At 63.6% G+C, this 21,489-nt stretch carries 24 protein-coding genes; 14 read left to right on the top strand and 10 right to left on the bottom strand.

The features are described from left to right. Positions 1–75 precede the first annotated feature (75 nt). The 6 genes from ACIP90_RS07965 (at position 76) to ACIP90_RS07940 (ending at position 6,494) form a co-directional block, all read left to right on the top strand. Positions 76–555, top strand: coding sequence for an Lrp/AsnC family transcriptional regulator (locus ACIP90_RS07965; RefSeq protein ID WP_400578365.1), 480 nt, complete (start codon positions 76–78; stop codon positions 553–555). Between the two features lie 154 nt (positions 556–709). After that, a complete protein-coding gene (locus tag ACIP90_RS07960; protein WP_400578364.1) occupies positions 710–1,420 on the top strand; it encodes an NrtR DNA-binding winged helix domain-containing protein in 711 nt (236 codons plus the stop codon). Next, positions 1,417–2,721, top strand: a complete 1,305-nt coding sequence (nadA, locus tag ACIP90_RS07955) for a quinolinate synthase NadA (RefSeq protein WP_400578363.1) — start codon at positions 1,417–1,419, stop codon at positions 2,719–2,721. Before ACIP90_RS07960 ends, nadA begins: the two co-directional genes overlap by 4 nt. Before the next feature lie 21 nt (positions 2,722–2,742). Continuing rightward, on the top strand, positions 2,743–4,458 hold the full coding sequence (gene nadB, locus ACIP90_RS07950) for an L-aspartate oxidase (RefSeq protein WP_400578362.1): 1,716 nt from the start codon (positions 2,743–2,745) through the stop codon (positions 4,456–4,458). Further along, complete coding sequence (gene nadC, locus ACIP90_RS07945; RefSeq protein ID WP_400578360.1) at positions 4,451–5,323, top strand: carboxylating nicotinate-nucleotide diphosphorylase; 873 nt, start codon at positions 4,451–4,453, stop codon at positions 5,321–5,323. Before nadB ends, nadC begins: the two co-directional genes overlap by 8 nt. Before the next feature lie 7 nt (positions 5,324–5,330). Further along, on the top strand, positions 5,331–6,494 hold the full coding sequence (locus ACIP90_RS07940) for a cysteine desulfurase family protein (RefSeq protein WP_400578359.1): 1,164 nt from the start codon (positions 5,331–5,333) through the stop codon (positions 6,492–6,494). Between the two features lie 22 nt (positions 6,495–6,516). Here ACIP90_RS07940 and ACIP90_RS07935 read toward each other — a convergent pair whose 3' ends face one another. Further along, positions 6,517–7,383, bottom strand: coding sequence for a fumarylacetoacetate hydrolase family protein (locus ACIP90_RS07935; RefSeq protein WP_400578358.1), 867 nt, complete (start codon positions 7,381–7,383; stop codon positions 6,517–6,519). 63 nt (positions 7,384–7,446) lie between these two features. Further along, entirely contained in the window at positions 7,447–8,109 is a 663-nt protein-coding gene (locus ACIP90_RS07930; protein ID WP_400578357.1) for a DUF1684 domain-containing protein, read from the bottom strand. Between the two features lie 137 nt (positions 8,110–8,246). Here ACIP90_RS07930 and ACIP90_RS07925 point away from each other — a divergent pair, with 137 nt between their 5' ends. The 3 genes from ACIP90_RS07925 (at position 8,247) to ACIP90_RS07915 (ending at position 10,710) form a co-directional block, all read left to right on the top strand. Further along, positions 8,247–9,038 (top strand): hypothetical protein, encoded by a 792-nt coding sequence (locus ACIP90_RS07925; protein WP_400578356.1) that lies wholly within the window; start codon positions 8,247–8,249, stop codon positions 9,036–9,038. Between the two features lie 72 nt (positions 9,039–9,110). Further along, entirely contained in the window at positions 9,111–9,929 is an 819-nt protein-coding gene (locus ACIP90_RS07920; protein WP_400578355.1) for a transglutaminase family protein, read from the top strand. A gap of 43 nt (positions 9,930–9,972) precedes the next feature. Next, positions 9,973–10,710, top strand: a complete 738-nt coding sequence (locus ACIP90_RS07915; RefSeq protein WP_400578354.1) for a VOC family protein — start codon at positions 9,973–9,975, stop codon at positions 10,708–10,710. Positions 10,711–10,739: 29 nt separating this feature from the next. On the opposite strand, the gene ACIP90_RS07910 is transcribed toward ACIP90_RS07915, so the two are convergent. The 3 genes from ACIP90_RS07910 to ACIP90_RS07900 all read right to left on the bottom strand — a co-directional run bounded on the left by ACIP90_RS07910 (position 10,740) and on the right by ACIP90_RS07900 (position 13,147). Next, complete coding sequence (locus ACIP90_RS07910) at positions 10,740–11,204, bottom strand: MarR family winged helix-turn-helix transcriptional regulator (RefSeq protein WP_400578353.1); 465 nt, start codon at positions 11,202–11,204, stop codon at positions 10,740–10,742. Next, positions 11,204–12,343 carry an LLM class flavin-dependent oxidoreductase gene (locus tag ACIP90_RS07905; protein WP_400578352.1) on the bottom strand — a complete coding sequence of 380 codons (1,140 nt, stop codon included), beginning with the start codon at positions 12,341–12,343 and terminating at the stop codon, positions 11,204–11,206. Before ACIP90_RS07905 ends, ACIP90_RS07910 begins: the two co-directional genes overlap by 1 nt. Positions 12,344–12,517: 174 nt before the next feature. Further along, positions 12,518–13,147, bottom strand: a complete 630-nt coding sequence (locus tag ACIP90_RS07900) for a recombinase family protein (protein ID WP_400578350.1) — start codon at positions 13,145–13,147, stop codon at positions 12,518–12,520. Positions 13,148–13,483: 336 nt separating this feature from the next. Here ACIP90_RS07900 and ACIP90_RS07895 point away from each other — a divergent pair, with 336 nt between their 5' ends. Next, the gene (locus tag ACIP90_RS07895) at positions 13,484–13,822 is read left to right on the top strand and encodes a hypothetical protein (RefSeq protein WP_400578349.1); all 339 of its coding nucleotides are present in this window, start codon (positions 13,484–13,486) and stop codon (positions 13,820–13,822) included. Between the two features lie 59 nt (positions 13,823–13,881). Here the strand turns inward: ACIP90_RS07895 and ACIP90_RS07890 are convergent, their stop codons facing one another. The 3 genes from ACIP90_RS07890 to ACIP90_RS07880 all read right to left on the bottom strand — a co-directional run bounded on the left by ACIP90_RS07890 (position 13,882) and on the right by ACIP90_RS07880 (position 15,816). Beyond that, the gene (locus ACIP90_RS07890; RefSeq protein WP_400578347.1) at positions 13,882–14,463 is read right to left on the bottom strand and encodes a hypothetical protein; all 582 of its coding nucleotides are present in this window, start codon (positions 14,461–14,463) and stop codon (positions 13,882–13,884) included. 85 nt (positions 14,464–14,548) lie between these two features. Continuing rightward, entirely contained in the window at positions 14,549–14,749 is a 201-nt protein-coding gene (locus ACIP90_RS07885; RefSeq protein ID WP_400578346.1) for a hypothetical protein, read from the bottom strand. Between the two features lie 770 nt (positions 14,750–15,519). Beyond that, positions 15,520–15,816: a hypothetical protein gene (locus ACIP90_RS07880; RefSeq protein ID WP_400578344.1), complete on the bottom strand. Its 297-nt coding sequence runs from the start codon at positions 15,814–15,816 to the stop codon at positions 15,520–15,522. 372 nt (positions 15,817–16,188) lie between these two features. Here ACIP90_RS07880 and ACIP90_RS07875 point away from each other — a divergent pair, with 372 nt between their 5' ends. Both ACIP90_RS07875 and ACIP90_RS07870 read left to right on the top strand, forming a co-directional pair. Next, on the top strand, positions 16,189–16,860 hold the full coding sequence (locus ACIP90_RS07875; protein WP_400578343.1) for a hypothetical protein: 672 nt from the start codon (positions 16,189–16,191) through the stop codon (positions 16,858–16,860). Between the two features lie 1,600 nt (positions 16,861–18,460). Further along, positions 18,461–18,724: a hypothetical protein gene (locus ACIP90_RS07870; RefSeq protein WP_400578342.1), complete on the top strand. Its 264-nt coding sequence runs from the start codon at positions 18,461–18,463 to the stop codon at positions 18,722–18,724. 330 nt (positions 18,725–19,054) lie between these two features. On the opposite strand, the gene ACIP90_RS07865 is transcribed toward ACIP90_RS07870, so the two are convergent. Further along, positions 19,055–19,318, bottom strand: coding sequence for a hypothetical protein (locus ACIP90_RS07865; RefSeq protein WP_400578340.1), 264 nt, complete (start codon positions 19,316–19,318; stop codon positions 19,055–19,057). A gap of 158 nt (positions 19,319–19,476) precedes the next feature. On the opposite strand from ACIP90_RS07865, the gene ACIP90_RS07860 reads away from it, so the two are divergent. After that, entirely contained in the window at positions 19,477–19,878 is a 402-nt protein-coding gene (locus ACIP90_RS07860; protein WP_400578338.1) for a hypothetical protein, read from the top strand. Positions 19,879–20,123: 245 nt separating this feature from the next. Here the strand turns inward: ACIP90_RS07860 and ACIP90_RS07855 are convergent, their stop codons facing one another. Continuing rightward, positions 20,124–20,387, bottom strand: coding sequence for a hypothetical protein (locus tag ACIP90_RS07855; RefSeq protein ID WP_400578337.1), 264 nt, complete (start codon positions 20,385–20,387; stop codon positions 20,124–20,126). Positions 20,388–20,547: 160 nt separating this feature from the next. Here ACIP90_RS07855 and ACIP90_RS07850 point away from each other — a divergent pair, with 160 nt between their 5' ends. Then, a complete protein-coding gene (locus ACIP90_RS07850) occupies positions 20,548–20,970 on the top strand; it encodes a hypothetical protein (RefSeq protein ID WP_400578336.1) in 423 nt (140 codons plus the stop codon). The last annotated feature ends 519 nt before the right edge of the window (positions 20,971–21,489 follow it).

Here is a 21,489-nt window from a genome sequence, read left to right as displayed (position 1 = left end):
ATGCAAATTGTGCAGGATAAGTGCCGGATCAGCTCCATCTTGCGCTGCGGCATCCCGAGGCGTGGGGGAATAGCGATGGTGGTCGACGGACTGGACGCCAAAATTGTCCGATTCTTTACCGATACACCGCGGGCTTCGGTGCTCGAAGCCTCCCGGGTGCTCAAGGTCGCCCGGGCCACCGTGCAGGCGCGGCTGGACCGCATGGCGGACAGCGGTGTGATCGGATCGTGGGTGCCGCTTCCGGACCCTTCCCGTTTCGGCTTTCCGGTCGTGGCGTTCTGCTCGCTGACCATCAACCAGGACCTGGGGCACGACGCCGTCGTCGAGGCGCTCGCGAAGATTCCGGAGCTTATTGAGATCCACACGGTGTCCGGCAGCTCGGACCTGATGGCCCGCATCGCCGCCCGCTCCAACCCGGATCTGCAGCGCGTACTCGACGCCATGATCGCCACGAAAACGGTCGTTCGCTCCTCCTCGGTGATCGTGCTCAACACCCATTTCCAGGGCCGGACGCTTCCCCTGCTGGAAGCCGAGGCGGCCAGTATCCGCAGGTAGCGGCGGCGGGCGCCCTGCTCTTGCCAGGCACGCCAGACTGCAACATTTTGCTCCACGTCAGGCGAGCCGTAGAATCAGTTTTAGTCATTGTGACTTTAACTAGAGGGCGATCAGCAGGATCGGCCCGATGACGCAGCGAAGCGGGTGAAAAACCGTGTACACCACCTCAGCCAACGTGGCGGAGCGGCAGATTGCGCCGCCGTCGCTGGCCATCTCCACGGTGATCTTCGCCCTCCGTCCCAGTGAGGCCTCGGGCCGTCCGACGTTGTGGCTCCCGCTCGTGCGCCGCATCCGGGAACCCTTCAAAGGCCTCTGGGCGCTCCCCGGCGGCCCCCTGACCCACTCGGAATCGCTGCAGGATGCCGCCTCCCGGAATCTGCGCGAAACCACCGGCCTCACACCCAGTTACCTCGAACAGCTGTACGCCTTCGGCGGCCTGCACCGCTCACCCACCCAGCGGGTGGTGTCGATTGTCTACTGGGCGCTGGTCCAGCCCACCGAGGCGGCGCTCACCAGCGAGTCGGAGAACGTCCGGTGGTTCCGGGCGGACAGGCTGGGGGACCTGGCCTTCGACCACAACGCGATCGTTGACTATGCCCTCTGGCGGCTGCGGAACAAGCTCACCTACGGCTCCATCGCCTACCACTTCCTCGGCGAATACTTCACCCTCGCCCAGGTCCGGGAGGTCTACGAAGCCGTCCTGGACACCCGGCTGGACCCGGCCAACTTCCGCCGCCACATCAAAGCCACACCGGACATCGAAGAAACCGGTGAGTACCTCCAGGGCGGCAAACACCGCCCGCCACGCCTCTACCGATTTACCGGCCGCCCCGGCCTTGACCCAGATAACAGGAGCACCCCATGAGCAGCGTCAACACAGCAATCCAGCTGATCACGCGTGAACAGGCCGAGAAAGGCGCAGCGGCTGCCGGCAGCACCTGCAGCCCGGCACTGGCCAAAGGCCCCTGGGACTATGACCTGGCCGAAGCCCTGGCGGGCGTCCCCGCGTACGGTCCGGGAGCCTCCAGCGCCGACGTGGCACCGCCCTCGACGCCCCGGCAGGGCCAGCTCCCGGAGGAGTACAAGCTCGCCAGCGACGCCGAGCTCGATGCCCGCATCCGTGCAGCCAAGGACGCCCTGGGCGACCGTGCCGTCATCCTGGGACACTTCTACCAGCGCGACGAAGTGGTGCAGTACGCCGATTTCGTCGGCGACTCCTTCCAGCTGGCCAATGGCGCCCTCACCCGGCCTGACGCCGAGGCCATCGTGTTCTGCGGCGTGCACTTCATGGCGGAAACCGCCGACACCCTCTCGAAGCCGGAGCAGGCGGTCATCCTGCCCAACCTCGCTGCCGGCTGCTCGATGGCGGACATGGCCGACGAGGACTCGGTAGAGGACTGCTGGGAACAGCTGGAGGAAATTTTCGGCACCGAGCCCGACGCCGAGGGCCGTGTTCCGGTCATCCCCGTCACCTATATGAATTCCTCGGCCGCGCTCAAAGCCTTCTGCGGCAAGCATGGCGGCATCGTCTGCACGTCCTCCAACGCCAAGACCGTGCTGGAATGGGCCTTCGAGCGCGGCCAGCGCGTCCTGTTCTTCCCGGATCAGCACCTGGGCCGCAACACCGCCAAAGCGCTGGGCGTGCCGCTGGAGCAGATGCCCATGTGGAACCCGCGCAAGGAGCTCGGCGGGAACGACGAACAGGCGCTGCTGGACTCCCGGGTGATCCTCTGGCATGGGTTCTGCTCCGTCCACAAGCGCTTCACGGTGGCGCAGATCGAGAAGGCCCGCGCAGAATTTCCCGGCGTCAACGTGATTGTCCACCCCGAGTGCCCCATGGAGGTGGTGGATGCCGCCGACTCCGCCGGATCCACGGACTTCATCCAGAAGGCCATCGCGGCCGCCGAGGAACCGACAGTGTTCGCGATCGGCACCGAGATCAACATGGTGAACCGCCTCGCGGCCCAGTACCCGCAGCACACCATCTTCTGCCTGGACCCCGTTATTTGCCCGTGCTCCACCATGTACCGGATCCACCCCGGCTACCTGGCCTGGGTGCTGGAGGAACTCGTCGCAGGCCGCGTGGTCAACCGCATCACCGTGGATGACGCGGTGCAGCAGAACGCCAGGACCGCCCTCGAGCGCATGCTGGCCGCCAAACCCTAGTTACCCCGAAGTGAGGCACGGATGACCACATCCAGCGGACCCCTGGCGTCCGGCCGCCGGCTGATTGTCGTCGGCAGCGGCATCGCCGGCCTGTACTCGGCGCTGCTCGCCTCGGAAGCAGGGGCCGACGTCGTGCTGCTCACGAAGGCCGCGCTCGCGGACAGCAACACGTACTACGCCCAGGGCGGCATTTCGGCGGTCCTGGACGAACCGTCGCCCGGGGACACGGTGGCAGCGCACATCGCGGATACGCTGAAGGCCGGCGCCGGCCATTGCGACCCGGACGCCGTGCGGGTGCTTTGCACCGAGGCGCGCCGGGACATCGCAGGGCTGGAACGCTTCGGCGTGCGCTTTGACCTGGACGACGACGGCGATCCCGCCTTGGGTCTTGAAGCCGCCCACTCTGCGCCGCGGATCCTGCACGCCGGGGGCGACGCCACCGGGGCGGGGATAGCCAACGCACTGATCTGCGCCGTGCTGGCCGCCCAGGCGGGCGGAAAAATCCGGCTGCTGGGCCATGCCCGCACCACGGCGCTCGTTCGGACCGGCCGGCGCGTGACGGGTGTGGAGTACCTGCACGACGAGCAGCTGAAAACCATCGAGGCCGACGCTGTGCTGCTTGCCACCGGAGGCGCCGGGCAGCTCTTCGCCCAGACCACCAATCCCTCCGTCGCCACCGCCGACGGCCTGGCGCTCGCCTGGCGGGCGGGTGCGGCCGTGACGGACCTCGAGTTCTTCCAGTTCCACCCCACCTGCATGGTCCGCAGCGCCGAAGCCACTGAATCCGAGGGCAACCAGGACCCGCTGCTGATCTCCGAAGCAGTCCGCGGCGAGGGCGCCATCCTCGTGGACGCCCGCGGCCACCGCTTCATGCCGGACTACCATGCGGACGCTGAGCTCGCCCCGCGGGACGTCGTATCCCGCTGTATCGCCCTCCATCTCGCGGCACTGGGGGATCCCAACGGCCACGTGTACCTCGACGCCCGGGTGATCGAGGCAGTCAAGGGGCCCGGATATCTGGAGCGCCGGTTCCCCACCATCACGTGGCGCACGCGTGAGGCCGGCGTCGACTGGACCACGGAACTCGTCCCCGTCGCGCCCGCAGCCCACTACTGGATGGGCGGGGTGACCACCGACCTGCACGGCCGCACCACAGTGCCCGGGCTCTTCGCCGCCGGGGAAGTTGCCCGCACCGGAGTCCAGGGCGCGAACCGGCTGGCCAGCAACTCCTTGCTTGAAGGGCTGGTCTTCGGCCGGCGCGCCGTCGAGGCGTTCCTGGCTGGTGACGTGGATTCAGCCGAATCGGACCTGCGACGGACTTCCGGCGCTTCCCCTGAATGGGAGTCGGCGTGGGAGTTCGAGAGCACCCCTGCTCCGGGGCCGATGGAGACGTCCTTCGCCAAGCCGGGGCAGTTCTCCCGCCAGGCCCTGCGGCGGCTGATGACTGCCCAGGCGGGTGTGCTCCGAACCGGTGCGCAACTGCGGGAGGCGGCGGCCGCGCTCGCGGCGTGGGCCGCCGTCGTCCGTCCCGAAAGCCTGCACACCGTGGAAGACCCGCGCGAGCATGAGGATGCCAACCTGCTGCTGGCCGCCCAGCTCCTGGTCCATGCCGCCCGCGAGCGCCGCACTTCGCTCGGGGCGCACTACCGCGACGACGGCACGCCGGAACGCGTCATGGCCGAGACCTCATACGAACCATTCAGAATGACCCGGAAAGCGAGCCTCGTCCATGACTAGCCTGACCCTCCCTGCAGCACCCGTCCGGGACATCCTGGAACGGGCGTTCGCCGAGGACGCGCCCAGCGGGGACATCACCTCGCAGTTGCTGATCCCGGCCGAGGCCCGGGCCGTGGCCGTGCTGAACGCCCGCGTTCCCGGCGTCTTCAGCGGCGGCACCGTCTTCCGGGACGCCATGCTGCTCGTCGATCCGGACACCGAGGTGGAACTGCTGGTGGCCGACGGTGAAGCGTTCGACGCCGGAACCCGCCTTGCGCGGGTCAGCGGCCGGGCCCGCAGCGTGCTGCTTGCGGAACGCGTCGGACTGAACCTGGCCCAGCGCATGAGCGCCATCGCCACGCGCACCTCCGAGTTCGTCCGGCTCGTGGACGGGACCAAGGCCCGCATTACGGACACCCGCAAGACCACGCCGGGCCTGCGTGTCCTGGAGCGTTATGCGGTGCGCTGCGGCGGCGGGGCAAACCACCGCTACAGCCTGTCCGACGCCGTGCTCGCCAAGGACAACCACCTCGCCGTGATGACCGGAGGCGACCCGGAACGGCTCACCACGCTCCTGGCGGCCGCCAAGGCGCAGCTCGGGCACACCACGCATTTCGAGGTGGAGGTGGACAGCGCAGATCAGATTGAGCCCGTCCTGGCAGCCGGGGTGGACACCATCATGCTGGACAACTTCTCCCTGGAGGAACTGCGGGCCGGTGTGCGGCAGGTGGGAGGCCGGGCCGTGGTGGAGGCCAGCGGCAACGTCAATCTCGGAACGGTCGCCGACATTGCGGCGGCGGGCGTGGATGTCATCTCCATCGGCGCCCTGACCCACACGGTCACGTCCCTGGACCTCGGCCTGGACGTCGAGCTGACGGTCAGCTGAGCCGGCCATGATCTTTCTTGACGCAGCCGCCACCACCCCCGTCCGGCGTGAAGTGCTGGAAGCCATGTGGCCCTTGCTCACCGGAGAGTTCGGCAACCCGTCCAGCCATCACTCGCTGGGCGGGGCAGCCGCAACGGCGCTCGCCGATGCCCGCAAGAAGGTGGCGGACGTGCTCGGCTGCCGCCCGGGCGAAGTGACGTTCACGTCCGGCGGAACGGAAGCCGACAACCTCGCCGTGAAGGGCATGGCGCTGGCGCGGCAGGCCGCGGACCCGGCACTGAACCGGGTGGTGATCAGCGCCATCGAGCATCCCGCCGTAGAGGAATCGGCCCGCTACCTGGAACGCTTTCACGGCTTCAGCGTGGACGTGGTGCCGGTGGACAGCACCGGGCGCGTGACCGCCGAGGCGTTGGCCGCCGTGCTGGTGTCCGAAACGGCGCTGGTCAGCATCATGCTCGCCAACAACGAGGTGGGAACGGTCCAGCCCGTGGCCGAACTCGCGGCACTGGCACGGCAGCACGGCGTGCCGTTCCACACCGATGCCGTGCAGGCCGCCGGCTGGCTGCCCGTGGACGTGAAGTCACTGGGGGTCGATGCCCTCAGCATCTCTGGCCATAAGCTCGGGGCGCCGAAGGGCTGCGGTGTGCTGTTCGTGCGGGGCCGCACCCGCGTGGAGCCGCTCGTGCACGGCGGCGGCCAGGAACGCGGCCGCCGCTCCGGCACGGAGAACGTGGCCGGGGCCGTCGGCCTGGCCACCGCGCTGGCCTTGGCCCACAACGATCAGGCGCGGCTCGCGGAACGGGTGACCGGCCTTCGGGACGGGTTCATCGCCGCGGTACTGGAGGGGGTACCGGGAGCGGTGCTGACCGGCCATCCCGTGGACCGGCTGCCGTCCGTCGCGTCCTTCTGCTTCCCGGGCACCAGCGGGGAGTCGGTGCTGCTGGAGCTGGAGCGGCAGGGCGTGGTGTGCTCCAGCGGTTCAGCGTGCGCCGCAGGATCCGACGCGCCGTCCCCGGTGCTCCTCGCGCTGGGCATAGAAGCTGAAGTCGCCCAGACCGCCGTCAGGTTCAGCTTTGATTCCTCGGTGACCGAAGCGGACCTGGACGCAGCGGCGGTGGCGGTGCGGGCCGCCGTCGGAAGCGTCCGCACCCTCGGCTCCGCCAGCAGGTAGCTGCGTCCGCGGCCGAAGCGCGCTAATCCAGCGGTGCGGCCACCCTGACCGGGTTGGTGAGTTCGCCGATGCCGCCCACCCGGCATGTGACGGTATCTCCGGCCGCGAGCCTTGCGGACGTGGCCGGGAAGCCGGTGAGGACCAGGTCGCCGGGGTGCAGCGTCATGAAGGAGCTGAGGTAGACGAGGATTTCGTCCACTTTCCAGCCAAGGTCAGCAGTGCTTGCCGGCGAGAGTTCGGTGCCGTTGTGGACGATGCTGACGGGAAGGTCGGCGGCATCCAGCCCCGTGACGATCCAGGGGCCTGCCGGCGTGAAGGTGTCCTGGCTCTTGGCACTGAGCCAGAGGTCGTCGGACTTCTGCAGGTCCCGGGCGGTGACGTCGTTGCCGATCGTGTAGCCCAGGATGGCGCTTCGTGCAGTGTCGAGGGTCAGGGCTTTGGCCTTGCGGCCGACGACGACGGTCAGTTCCGCTTCCGGCTCCACCAGGCCGGCTCCGTGGGGCAGTTCAATCGCCTCACCGGGGCCGACGACACTGGTGGCCGCCTTGTGGAAGGCCTGGGGCGGGAGGTCACGGCCTGCCCGGCCGGTGTTGTGGGCCATGCCCAGTACATTGCCGGGGACGCTGGGGGCAAGGAATCGGAAGGCGTCCTGCGGCACCGTGGCGCCGGGCTCCCAGCCGGCCCGCGGCGCACTGCCGGCGTTGGCCGGCGAGCCGGGGAAGGGGCTGTCGATGACCGTCCACTGCCGCCCGGCGTCGGTCTCAAATCCAGGGGCCGAGTTGGTGACATAGAACTGTTCGCCGTATTCACCACCCCGAGGTGTCGTCCCGTCAGTCGGGGAGGAAAGGGGGCGGACACGGGCTATCCGGCGCGGGGGAGCAGGAGTCATTCAGCCATCCTAGGCACGGGCAGGTGCCCGCACTGAACTCCATGCCGCCGACATTGCGCCGCGTCAGTACAGTTCGCCCACCGGGATGTCGACTGCGAGGCGGTTCTCGGGACCGGCCAGCGGGCATGCCCAGGCCTCGTTGTAGGCGCACGAAGGGTTGTACGCGAAGTTGAAGTCCAGCACGAACGCCGCATCTGGGCCCGAGCCGCGGACGCCGTGAAAGGCTCCCTTGATGGTGTCCAGCAGGTACCTGCCGGCGCCATAGCTGCCGCCAGGCTGGCCTGCGGTGGCGTCGCGGAACGGCACGAAGATTCCTCCGCCGTAGCCAATGAGCTTCCAGACAGCCAGCTGACCCATCTCCGGCAGGTCGAACGTTCCCAGCCGCAAGAACCTGACGAGGCCGTCGGTGCCGGTTTCCACACTGATCTCGCGGCCGGCTCCCTCCTTCGTCAGGGGCACGTGGAAGCGGTAGATCGGATCGTAGTCGGCCGTCTTGAGGCCGCCGAAACTCGCCTTTGCCTCCGCCGTGAGGGCCGACGCCGGGTGCGTGGCGAACATGCGGTCCCGCTCCTGCCGCCAGTACGTATGCGCTTCCGCGGGGTTGTCCGCGGCGATTCTGCGGACATTGTCATACAGGGCAAACGTGCGCAGCCGCCAGTCAGCAACGTCGACGGCGGACATGCCCGCCAGGGTCTTCTCCGCTGCGTCAAGCTCGTTTTCCGCCATGTCCACAGCCTAGCCTCCTTTCCGATCCCGGCACGCGCGGATCCCGGCAGGCGCCGATCCCGGTTGGGACAGCTCCGTCCGCGAAACACGAAGCCTGAAGACCCTGGCCGGCCGGTGCCGCGCACTAGGCTGGAGCCATGACTGGGATGACAGCTTCCCGCAGGACCGGTGCGGCCGCGGTCGCGCTGCTCACTGCGACCCTCGTGGCCGGCTGTGGCAATGACAGCAAGGGTTCCCCGGCCTGGACCGTGGAACCAAGCGGCGGCAGCGCATCCGCCGGCGCAACGCCGGCAACAGGCTCCCCGACTGCCACCGGGTCAGGCGCCCCGTCCGCCCAACCCGGCGCGACGGCGTCGGCCTGGAAAGTTTTCGCCGATCCCGCCAAGAAAGTCAGTTTCGAACTGCCGAAGGAATGGATAGCCCAGGCTGTGGAGCCGGACAAGGGCACACTGCCGGGCGCAGTGAAGATCGAGGTCAAGGACGCCGAGGGTACCTATCTGGCCACTCTCCAGACCGGGCTGCCGGAATCCGCGCCCGCAACGTGCACCGCCGCCGCCAGGAAGTCCTATGTGGTGGTCAGCAGTGTGCCGGTGGACCTTCCGCACAGCGGCGGTGAAGGCACGATTTCCCCGCATGTGGTGTTCCGGGTGATCCAGGGGTACCGGTTCTTCGGCTCCTACGGAATCACGAACGTGGTGGGTGGAGCCGACTCCAAGGCGTGCCAGCTGCAGAACGTGGTCCGCGGGCTGGAAGGCCAGGGCAATTACTCCTTCAGCGATGTGCGGTCCCTGAAGTCCTTCGCGCCGGACGAGAAGGTGGCGCCCGCGAAAGCCTTCGACACGCTGGACCAGGCCGCGGACTACGTGAACGAAGGCTCCGAATTCGCCAACGTCCAACGGATGCTAATGTCTCTGGAGATCAAGAACTAGTCCGCTGCCGCCGGCATACCCAACGGTCCGCAGCTGCGACTGGCTTCCACTTACCTCACACTCCGGAGATTAATGGAACGCACTGTGGCTGCACGCCTGGTCTTTCAGACCGTGGCCGATACCAAGGCGGCCTTGGCCATTTCCGTGGCCAGGAATCCGGGCTACACCTCCCTCGACGAATCCCTTTCAGTAGCTACCTCTGATTCGGGCGGAGACCAGCAGGTTCCCTTGACTGAACTTTCCGACCACCACGGCGGCAGGTTCCACTACATGGAGTTCGCCGATCCCACGGAAGTCACCGTGGACTATACGGCCACCGTCAAGGGTTTCGCCGAACCGGAAGAGGCATCCCTGATGGAGCTCATCCGCTACGTCCGGCCGAGCCGGTACGCGGAATCGGACCGGCTGCTCCCCACGTCCTACGCGGAATTCGGCGGCATGCAGGGGCAGGAACTCCTCCGCGCCGTGCGCAACTGGGTCTGCAACGAGCTCCGCTACGTCAGCGGTTCGTCCCGCGGAACCGACGGCGCAGTGGAAACACTCCTGAACCGCCGCGGGGTCTGCAGGGACTATGCCCATCTGGCCATCTCCCTGCTGCGGGCCAAGAACGTTCCGGCGCGCCTGGCCGCGGTGTACGCACCCGGCCTGTCGCCGATGGATTTCCATGCCGTGGCTGAGGCACACGTCAACGGCGGGTGGCATGTCATAGATCCCACAGGGCTCGCCCCCAGGGAGACGATGCTGAGGATCACATCCGGTCGCGACTCCTCTGACACGGCCTTCCTGTCCACCGTGGGCGGAAGCCTGTCGCTGCGCGAAATGAAGGTCACCGCGGTGGTCAACGGAGAGTTGCCGGCCGAGGACCCGGACAAACTCGCCGTCCTCCGCTAGGCATGTCTCCCGTATCGGGCAGCCTGGTATAGGGTCGGGCGGTATGGGGCTGCGGCTTGTTCAGGTGAATTTCAAGGCTCGGGATGACTCAGCGCTCGGCCGGTTTTGGGCGGAGGCGCTCGGCTGGGGCGTTTCGAGCGAGGGACCCGGCGTGACCAATGTCGAACCCGCGGGCATCGTCTGGCCCGATCCCGCCGCCGTCTGCATCGATGTCGTCACCGTCCCGGACCCGGAGACGGTGGGATACCGCGCGCACCTGGATCTCGCCGCCACCTCCACGGCCCACCAGGCGGAGCTGGTCGCGCACCTGGTTGAGCTCGGTGCGACGCACGCCGGCGTGGGCCAGGGTGATGTGCCGTGGACGGTCCTGGCCGACCCGGAGGGCAACCTGTTCCGCGTGCTGGAACCTCGGTCGGTCTACCGTGACACAGGGCCGATCGCAGCGGTGGTGGTCAACTGTGCGGATCCGCGGGCCATGGCCCGGTTCTGGGGCGAGGCGATGGACTGGACCCTGCACGAGGTGACCGACGATCATGCGAGGCTGCGTTCGGGCAAGGGCGTCGGACCGTACTTGGAGTTCCTTCGCACACCCGTCGTGAAGACCGTGTGTGGCCGTGTCCATCTCGACCTGAAGCCATACCCCGGTGATAATCAGGCGGCAGAGGTGACCCGGCTGCGGGATCTGGGCGCCACTGACGCCGACGTCGGCCAGGGCGATGTGCCATGGGTGTGCCTCGCCGATTCGGAGGGCAACGAGTTCTGCGTCCTCACCCCGGGCTGACGCAGAGCCCCCCATGCCCCAAGCGCTGGCTAGCGTGGCAGGGAATTGCGCAGTTTCGCCGTCAGCCTTAGCAGCTCCCTCTGTTCGGCAGCCGTCAGCGCCGGTGAGATCAGCTCGGCGATATCCCGGACGTGTTCGCGGCCAATCTGTTTTTGCAGTTCCGCCCCTTCGTCCGTCAGTTTCACCAGGATGCCCCGGCCATCGTCCGGGGCCGGCATCCGCGCCACCAGTCCCCGCTTTTCAAGCCGCTCAACCAGCCTGCTGAGGCTGGACTGGCTCAGCAGCACGTTGTCGTTGAGCTCGTTCAGACGCAGCCAGCCGGAGGGGCACCGGGACAGCGTGAACAGGACGTCGTACTCATTCACAGCCAGAGCCTTGAATGCCGGCCCCGACTGCAGGCGCCGCATCACGGCGACCTGCGCGCGGAACAGGGATTCCCAGGTCTCGGCCGCGAGACGCACCGGTGACGCCGCCGGCGTCGTCCGGGCGGGCATCACGCCTCCCGGGCCGGCGCCGAGGCGGAAGAAGCGGCAACGGCTTCCGTGCCTGCGTCCTGGGCGGCCATCCGTGCGGCCACGCGCCCGGCATGGGTGGGCGGATCCGGTACATGGGCCGGCTTCAGGGCCGCATACTCTTTGCGCAGCACCGGCAGCACCTCTTCGCCGAACAGGTCGAGCTGCTCCAGAACAGTCTTGAGCGGCAGGCCGGCATGGTCGATCAGGAACAGCTGGCGCTGGTAGTCGCCGAAGTACTCACGGAAGGTGAGGGTCTTCTCGATGACCTCCTGCGGGCTGCCCACGGTCAGTGGAGTCTGCGACGTGAAATCCTCGAGGGACGGGCCGTGGCCGTAGACCGGGGCGTTGTCGAAGTAGGGCCGGAACTCCTTGACCGCATCCTGGGAGTTCTTCCGCATGAAGAACTGCCCTCCGAGGCCGACAATCGCCTGGTCTGCCTTGCCGTGGCCGTAGTGCTCATAGCGCTCGCGGTAGAGCCCGATGAGCTGCTGGTAGTGCTCCTTGGGCCAGAAGATGTTGTTCGCGAAGAACCCGTCGCCGAAGTAGGCGGCCACCTCGGCGATCTGCGGCGTGCGGATCGAGCCGTGCCAGACAAAGGGGGCAACGCCGTCGAGCGGCCGGGGCGTTGAGGTGAAGTTCTGCAGGGGCGTGCGGAACTTGCCGGACCAGTTCACGGTGTCCTCATCCCAGAGCCGGCGCAGCAGGCTGTAGTTTTCGATCGCCAGCTCCACCCCGTCCTGGATGTTCTTGCCGAACCAGGGGTAGACCGGAGCGGTGTTGCCCCGGCCCAGGACCAGGTCCACCCTGCCGTCGGCTAGGTGCTGCAGCATGGCGAAGTCCTCGGCGATCTTCACGGGATCGTTCGTGGTGATCAGCGTGGTGGCCGTGGAAAGGATAATGCGCTCGGTTTGGGCCGCAATGTAGGCAAGGGTGGTCGTGGGGGAGGAAGAGAAGAAGGGCCGGTTGTGGTGCTCGCCGAGGGCGTAGACGTCCATGCCGATTTCCTCGACCTTCTTGGCGATGGCCACCGAAGCCTTTATGCGCTCGTTCTCGGTGGGCGTCCGGCCCGTCGTGGGGTCCGTGGTGATGTCGCTGACGCTGAATACGCCGATCTGCATGATGTGCCTTCCGTTATCCGAGCTCTTGTTATAACTCTAACCGATAGATGCATATGCATCTATCGTCCTCTATAACGTTCGGCGTGGGAGGTTATTCCCGGGCCCTTCCGCGCCGTGGCGTACCGGCGCCTGCCGTCTGACGGTCGCTGGGAACGGCCGTCAGGAGCGGTGGCCCTACGAGGTGGTCTTGTCCTGGCGATTATGGTCAGCCGCAGGCCGCGATTCCTGCTTCTGGCGGGACCGCTCCAGCGCGCGGTAGACGGTGGAGCGGCCCACGGAGAACAGTTCGGCGATCTCGGACATGGTGTGTTCGCCATTGGCGTGCAGTTGAACCAGATGTGCTTCCTGCCTGGGCGAGAGTTTTGGCTTCTTCCCGCGCAGCCGGCCTTTGGCCTTGGCTACCCTCATGCCTTCCCTCGTGCGTGCGCGGATGAGGTCGCCTTCAAATTCAGCGACCATGGCCAGGACATTGAACAGCAGCTTGCCGATCGGGTCGGCGGGATCATGAACAGAACCGCCGATGCTGAGTTTTACTCCGCGTGCGGCCAAATCATCGGCGATCTGGTGAGCATCGCGGACGGAGCGGGCGAGCCTGTCCAGCTTGGTTACGATGAGGGTGTCGCCTTCTCGGCACGCTGCCAACGCTTCACGAAGGCCTGGGCGGTTCGTGTTGCTGCCGGTCAGGCCGTGGTCGACGTAGATCCGTGAAGCCTCGATGCCAAGGGCCTGAAGGGCGTCCCGTTGCGCTGTGAGGTCCTGTTCGTCTGTGGAAACCCTGGCGTAGCCGACCAATAGTTCAGACATGAGTAGCAGTGTCTCATATCACACCCCGTCCCCGGACAGGCCGCCGGACAGGTCTTGTGGGACAGTTGTCGGGTCCAAGCTATGATCGCTCAGGTGGCTGCGGGGTTAGCCCGGTATGGGACCGGCTTGCGGGACGTTATGCGGACGGACCACTTACGGACGTTTTTCCACGGTCCGAGGATGGTATGCGTGCATTGACGACCACTTACTCACGTGCGAAATTGATAGCGGCGTACAGAATATGCGCTCTTCCGAGGGGGCGCGATGCATGGCAGGCAGTCCATCAGGTTCACATTTCCGGAAATCCAAGAGTTTTGGGACCGACTTGTCAGGAGGATGCTGATCAGCTCGGCACTCTGGCTGATGCTTATACTCGCCGCTATCGGAACAAGGCAGGGGATGGGCGAAGGCCCTTACCTGGTAGTCCTCCTGGCGTTTGGTGGACTGCAATTAGCACTGTCACTCGCTTATTGGAACAAGGAAAACAAACTGATTCCTCGCATTAATGCGAGATTGGCCATCGAATTTATGCTGCGCACAGGCACCCCAACACCCCCGGAAGACCTAGACATCCTTCAGGTTAAGCAGACCGTGACTGCGCGTGATGATACTGGCGCCATACACCGCTGGATCGTAAAACGCCGACGTGACGTGTTCACGCTCACGTCCGCATAAAAGACACGAATATCCGCTTGAACTTGAAGGGACACCAAAAGCTATTGGCCAAGCGAGCCTTATTTCGTGACTCTTAACCCGCCGATGTCGTTCAAGTTCTCGGCGGGCGGAGCGGACACCGCTTCTCGGACTTTCTCAAGCGTGGCAGGACCTGCCGCGATTTCAATCGGGCCGGCGGCAGAGCTCAGCGTCATGGCTTGGAACAAGAATTGCTTCACATGTTTCTTGTCCTGGCGGTTGAGGCTCCTTGGCAGAGACGTAACCTCAAGCCCAGTGAGTACCGTGCCTCGGCCGGAGGGTTCAAGGGTGTCATAGACCGAAGGCTGAAAATGAATTGTCCCCGGCGCAAGCGTTGCAACGCCCATGTTCCAGATTGCGCTCAACGATCCCGGACGGGCATCAGGATACCGGAGGTACATCACCACCTGTCCTGCTTCAGCGAGTCTCTTCTCGGTCTTCTTCCATCTCCTTACGAAGACGTACCCAATCACCGCTACGCTGATCACCCAAAACGTCGCGCTCACGGCCGCTTCATCAAAGGAGTCCCCGAAGGCGAGCTGAACCGTAAAGACAACGCCCCACCCCGAGGCCAAGACAAGCATGGTGAGCAGAATGGGATGCTTGTTCCACCACGTCGTCATGAGGGAAATACTAGGCGGATCAGATCACCTTCGGCCTTCAGGAATCGGATGCAGGACTGCGCGGAGGCAGCGCGTCTGAGCTAGGTCATTGGCTGCTGCTCCTGCGGCTTCTGTGAATCCAAAGGTTTCGGGCAACCTCGATGAGCACTAAAACGATCACAACCGTTCCCACCATCGCCGCAAAATTTGGATGATTCGGAGGGAACATGAAGGACATGACCAGTACCGTCACGCCGATGCTAACAATCAGGCCCACGATGGATTCGATGATTTCTCGTTTAGTCATATAGCCCCTTGGAGCCGGACAGCAGACGGCTTGGTGCATTCTTGTGAGAAGCATATTCTCATGCCGCCCTACATGAAACGAGAGCGCCCGCAGAAGGTTCCTTGGCCAGCGGAACCTCTCACGCATCGGGTATCCGTCGCTCACCGGCCATGTGCGTTCGACCCGGTCGGCAACGATGGAAATTCACCCTGTTGTGCCTCGTGCCAACTGAGCATCACGTGCTCGCCTGGGACAAGCTCAAGAGACTCATGCTCCCCCTGAACGATGCAGGAGAAATGGGCAGAGCAGTCTGCCGCCACACCTTCAATCTGGATAGAGTCCCACTCTTCTCCTGATTCCCAGGTCTTCACGATCTCGTTGCTCCGAGCTTGTCACCGACAATAGCCACCGGCCATGCGCGAGGCTCACCAAAGATTTCCGGGCGTGAAAGCCCATGCTGTGCAGAGAATGCAGATCACCCCGAAGATCCAAGGGAGAATCTTTACGCAGTAAAGGGCAAGCTTTGGAGCGTCGGGTCGAAACGGGCTTTCCCCTTTCCTGCGGTAAAACCAAATCATTAGTCCCCAAAAGATAAGAAAGATAGCGCAGACGACTGCAAGGAATACTTCTCCGACGCTGGCCGTCTCGGTAAAATACGTCATGTCCCAGAAGTCCACTAGGTCTCCTCGTAATCATTTCTCGTGAGGGCTGTCTTATTGCGTCAGAACTGGGGCGAACGCTTTTCGGCCCGATCAGGGGTTCACGGACGAACGGGTCTTCTACACACTTGCCTATTTTTGAGCGACCTTCCGGTTGTGAACCAACCTGATGATCACCGGAGGGACCACCGCCGTAACGAAGAAGGCAGCGAACTCCAGCGTCGAGTCCCCTCCCTGGGTTAGCGAGTACAAGAGAGAGCCTGCAGCCACCGCCAGTACTCCGCTGAGAAAAAGCCACAGGCTTGCCTGGGGTTCCATCGGTCCAACGTATGGGATTCTCTTATTGGTGTGGTCTAGAACCTGAACGAGGGCTGCAGCGGTAAATAGGGCACTCGCTGCCATCAAGACGACTACGGCAATAATGCTCATTGATGCTCCTAGAGGCATGCCCCGCCGAATACTACTATTCAAAGACTACCCACGAGACATTCTCGGGGAATGAGTACTGGATACCTGCTTTTCTGCGCGTCGGCGCCCTTACGTAGTGCCTGTGGCTGACTGCCCGCTGAACGTCGCTTTTGTCCTTCCTCAAACCGGGTATCAGTCACTGGGCCGGCAATGTCATCGATCCGACTCCTCTGCTTCGCGTGAGCGCCATAAGCATCACCCAGGAAGTGCGTCCTTACGTTCCAGCGTCGGTGCCGCCTCTTAGGATGGTGGCGCACGCCTAACGAAGGGGCATTGATGTTCGGTCGAAACGCGGATTACCCAACTGCTGTTGCTAGTAACGATGATGAAGGCGTGGCCGCCGCAATCGACTGGTGCGTGAAACATGCAGAGGCTGGTGACATGATCTCCGTATGGACGCCGCTCAAGTCCAACCTCGAAAATCGGCCCCTTTTGGATTCCTTTGTCCGACGGCATCGAAATGTTGAGCACATCGCAGGTCGTGGTGGTGGCACGCCGTCCGGGACCGGGCCGGTGCTGATGGCGTGGGCCGACATGCAGGACATCGGCGAATTGGTGCGCTACTCCGGTGGCCTGCGGGCGCTGTGCGTCATCAGCTGGAATGAGAAGCTGCGTCCTTGGGTCACTGCCATGAGCCCGGCCATCCTCGGCAACGGATCGGCATGGAAGGATCAAACGCCCGACCTCGATCCGGTCCTGGTTGAAGCGCTCAAAGGGTTGACGCTCACCGTCAACCACAACAACACGATCTCGGCCGGCTTTGAGAAAGACCAGGTCGTCGGCGTCCTGCTTGCCTTGCGCAACGCCCGCATTCCAATGAACGCGGACGCCATACAAGGCTGGGCACTCGCTCATGGATGGTCTGGGAAGAACGCTGAGCGGCTGGCACAATACGCACGAGACATAAATGACGGTAAGAGGCCACGCACGCGGAGCGTGATCCGTGGTGACTATATCGAAACGCTGAGGCGGCTGGCGGCTGGGGACGAAGACGACGACAACTAGGGGATCTGCTGTACGACTGAAGTGTCCCAAGGAGCGTTCCGATACGGATACGCCTGTGGGCGCTAACGGCGCCAAGCATAATGCGAAGAACGTTAAGGTGCCTCGTCATTCTGGTTTCACTGCCACCGTTTTGTTCGTAAAGTGCCCGCTCAATCCCGGAGCTACGGGCGGTGCCATGCACGTCCGTGGCGATAGCGTGCAGCCGTACCCGGGAGGCCGGCGGGCCCGAGGTCTATAACATCCAGGATGCCTCGTTCAGCGGGTGGCACGAAGTCTGGATCTGCCCACTGAGGCGGACCTCCCCGTTCTTCTCGGGTTCTTTCCATGGCCGGTTCAACAAACGGGGAAACCGAATCAACGTCGTTCGCTTCTCTAAAGACAGGGATTCCTGGGAAGGCATGCCCAGCGAAGGCCAGCAGAGCTGCACCCGAATAAGAGGTGTCAGCTTCGCTCTGCGGTAGTGCAGAACTGGCGTCCCACAACCAGGAAGCCCGGGCGAGATCACGGAAGCCCCCATGATCCAAGGCGTTCACGGCGTCAATACCGTGCGCAGGACAGTACTCATCAGCCGGGATTGCTCCGACAGTCCAGTCGGGACCTTCATCCAGATCGCGACGCTTTGCTTCCACCAGGCAGACGCATCCGGATGTTTCACTGTCCTTAAGCGTTAGGCCGCCTCCGCCGTATGACCTAACAAAGTCCTCAGTCCAGACGGGTCCCTCTGCACTGGGTAACTGCCAAACGGTCGCTGCCAACTGCCGGTGCGCCCACCACCGCCACACATACTGGGCCCCCCAGAGGACCGCCAGCAATGTTGCAACGCCCGCGAGGGAGGCCGTCGACGGAGCAAAGATGGTTTCGGGGGCTACCGTGACTCGGCCGCCGCCGTTGGCCAACTGGACCATAAATGCCGCCCACATCGGAAGGGACACAACCGTCAGAGCTGCCACGACTCCGCGACCACGGCTCAAAGCGCGGCGCTCGGCCGCCAACGCCATAGTTCCTACATGCACCGTGCTGCCGTCCCTCAGCCGCTCCGCAAGAGAGCGAACCTTCCTGAGTTGCCCGAGCGATGACCTGATCTCCCTACCCGCCAAAAGCCACCCCACCAAGGCGCCTGCAGCCCACACAGGCGTAGATACCGACCCGCCAATTGCGTGCCCCACCGAGCACGCCGTGAAGACCACCAGCGACGCGAACGCCGCCCGCCTGCCCACAGCCCAGCCGAACGCGGCGAAGTAGACAGCTGCAAGAGTCGTGGCAATGACGGCGACTTCCAAAGGCAGCAGTGTTGCGTCCGGGCCCGGCGGCGGCGTAGCCTCCCAACCCCGGTCAGCCACGAAGGCTCCGGCCACCGTGCCCACACCTGCCAGCCAGGCAATCAACGTCACCCGGAACCCGGAACCACGCCTTGGCAAGTCTGACCAATCCGACCTGGTCGGCCTGAGAAGTTCACGAACATTACTCATGGCATCATCCTGCCCGAATAACCTTCCTCAGTCCGACGCACCTGAAACGAGCAACTCCAACAACAAGCGCTAGGTGTGCTCACCGCAGCGATTCCACGCCCGCTTGTTGCTCCCGCCGTAGGATCCTTTCCATGCATGTAGCAGCATCGGACGAGCGCGACAGCCAATGGGAACGACGCCGGAGCACTTTCCGCGTCTACTTTTTTACGGAACCAGGACCAGGTTATTCGGTCAGCACCTTCGATGTAGCGGATGCAACGTTCACAGAAGCCAAGACCTGGGCGGACGATGCGGCAGGCGACAGAAGGTACTCAATCGCACTGGTTTCTTCTGATGAACATAGACAGCGAGGAGTAGTCTGGCTGCTCGGTCACGACCTGAATGACATCTCGTAATAGGTTCCGAAATCGACAGAATCAAGCTTTGGCTCGATAGCGATATGTCGCTGATTCCCGGGGTTGTAGAGTTCCAACTACTGGCGTGAAGAGGAGCAAGGTGAAGACTGGACTCAAAATAGGGATCGCATTTGCCATAACCGTCGTTGCCATATTCGTCTTGGCCTTTTTTCGACCAGAATTTATGGCTATACCTGGAACGCTTTTCGTCGTCTTCGCGGCATACACGGCCTACACGCATAACGCCAGGAAGTCTGGCCGTAACTCCAGTTAGCTCGGAGGGCGGGTGACAATCTAGTCCTGCATGGTCTGCGACGAACGGCTGGAGCCTCAAGTCTGTCCGTCTTCCTTTTCAGGCAGATTGGCGTGCTCCTGCGCCCTCACGCGGGCCAGCTGAAAAAATCCTCCGATGAAAGCAACCGTTGCGACGAGTGGGGTCCCGATCACGTACCAGTTGGGGTTCTCCTCAAACAGGAGCGGCAGTATTACGGCCCACAGAGCGGCGGTCAAAATGCCTGTAAAAATCAGAGCACCCTTGACTTGGATGGACGAGTATTGACCCGGTTCCGTCTTCCTCCAACTAAATGGCTTCATCCAAGAACCTAACTACCTTTACTCAGGCAAGGCAATCCCAATCAGTCACCACGCCGTGCAGCGGTCCATGATGACCCGGCAAAGGGTCGGCTTGCGCCGCGTTGCAGGACCGTTCGCGGTGCTTGGTCGCTCATGGCGTGGGCTGCTACAACTGGCCTATGGGATGGCTAGACAAATGGTTCGATGAAGAGGACTGGCCGAAGGACCCGCGCCTGGATGCTTTTCGAGATGGCGTGTGGGAACTGTCGCTGAACGGCGAATCTATGGGATGGGTTACTACCGGAGTCATGCCTATGCGGTCGTTCCCCTTCTTCTGGTTGAAGCAGGAGCGGATGTGGACGCAAGTGCACTGGCTCGATGGGAAGCACGAATACCTAGAAGAGGACTACGGTCCCGATTGGCCCGCTGCGGAGGAATTGCGGGGCGGGTACTTTGTCACCTCCCATCCTCAAACCCACCTCGACTTCCGGCTCGACGCAACAGCCGTTACCGGCCCCGGCCGTGATCGGCTCTGGGGGGAGTTGGAACATGGCGTGGAACCGTACAACCGGAATACATAGCTAGCTTTAATGTATGCGCACTTTCCCGGAGTTGGCCCCGGCTTACTTCAACGCTGTCTAGGCTGGGTGAGGCGTTGGCGCGCTAGAACATGGCCCTGAGTTGCGGTAGCTCAAACTCTGTCGCACCGGTCCCATATAAAGGTTCCCGAGGCGAAGGCATGGACTAGACCTAGCCGTCTGTCCCGTAAAGGGTTCCGCTTAGGGCAGCCACCGGACCACCCTTTAAGCCGAGCCGCCAGTTGACCTTAGTCGTCCCATTCATCGCGCAGCGACTTGCGCAGCACGTCCACCTGCACGGTCAGCGCGCCAAGCAATTCCTCACGACTGAGTCGATTAGTGGTTCTGTATGACCACGCAACGTCGCCGTCTCGGTCCAGAACTTTTAGGAGGATGAAGGCCTCCAGCGCAGTCTCGCCTGGCTCAAGGGCATGCACTTCGAGCCCGTTAAGTACTTGCTCGACCGGTACTCTTTGTTCTCCCTCAGCCGGAGCTCCTGAATGACTTCCCATGAAGGGAAAGACTACACGCGCAAGCGAGGGGGTCTGCGTTGAAAACCCGTCCCCGTAAGGGTTCCACAATCGGAGAGTCCGCGCAGCGCCGGATTCCAGCGGGAGGCCAAGCCCGCTCAACCGATGGGTGCATCATTGGAGCATGTGGAAATGGCGGACCATGCGTCCGAAGTTAGATCGGCAGTGGGAAGCTCGGAAAGCCCGAGTGCAGGAGCTGGAATCACTCCCCGAGCCAGGCTACGGATACGGACCGCAATGGGAAGCCATCATCGCAGGTCGCCGAGAATTCACGGGCAGAGTACTCAGCGGGCCGTACGTGGGGCACGATCTCTTGATCAAGGTGTATGGCGACGCTGCACTCGACCGTGAGTACGTGCCGGCCGACTTCTCATATACGGCCGACTACTGGCTGGTTGATGAGGATAATGCTGGTCCCGGCGACGACGAGTATGACCCGTCGTTTGACACCCTCGAGGAGCTCCAGGACTGGCTGCACGACACATCAATCGATTGGCACTCACCGTACATTTCGCTCGCGCGGATAGGGAGACTGTCGGGTTATGACGGGATGCGAGTGCCGTAGCCGCAGCTGGGCACGGTCGGCAGGTTGCCCATTATCGCGGCCGCCAGAGAGTCCGACAGCCCTTCCTCAAAAGAGGACCGTATGGATAACCGATAAGATCCTCTAACGCATGTGCTTACATGTCCTGACGTTGCTCAGTGTCGCGGGGGAGAACATCATGAAAAATTGGTCAACGCCAGCAAAGATTCTGTTCTGGTTTGGAGCGGCAGTCCTCGCTTTTCTCATAATCAGGCTGATTCTGCCGGAGTCTTTGTTTTTCCTCGCTGCGATCCCGGGTGCCATTTTCGTCGGATACATGGCTAATCTCGGCGTCCAGCAAGTCCGGAATCCGCCCAATCCTCACTCAGATCCTCAGAAGCCGGAGGGCTGATCGGTTCGATAAGGCTTGGCAGGAGACGGGGAGGCCCCATCGGCTGGAGACTTGACCGCTAGGTGTACTAACCCGGTTGGTTGATGACGCGGCTGACGGGTGAGGCGCCTTTGAGTGCGGTGTGGGGCCTGCGCTGATTGTAGTGCTCG

Origin of the sequence: Arthrobacter sp. NPDC093139, from assembly GCF_044754165.1 — a bacterium.
GTDB lineage: Bacteria > Actinomycetota > Actinomycetes > Actinomycetales > Micrococcaceae > Arthrobacter.
The sequence above is the reverse complement of the archived record's forward strand: the minus strand, read 5'-3'. Positions and strand labels throughout refer to the sequence as shown.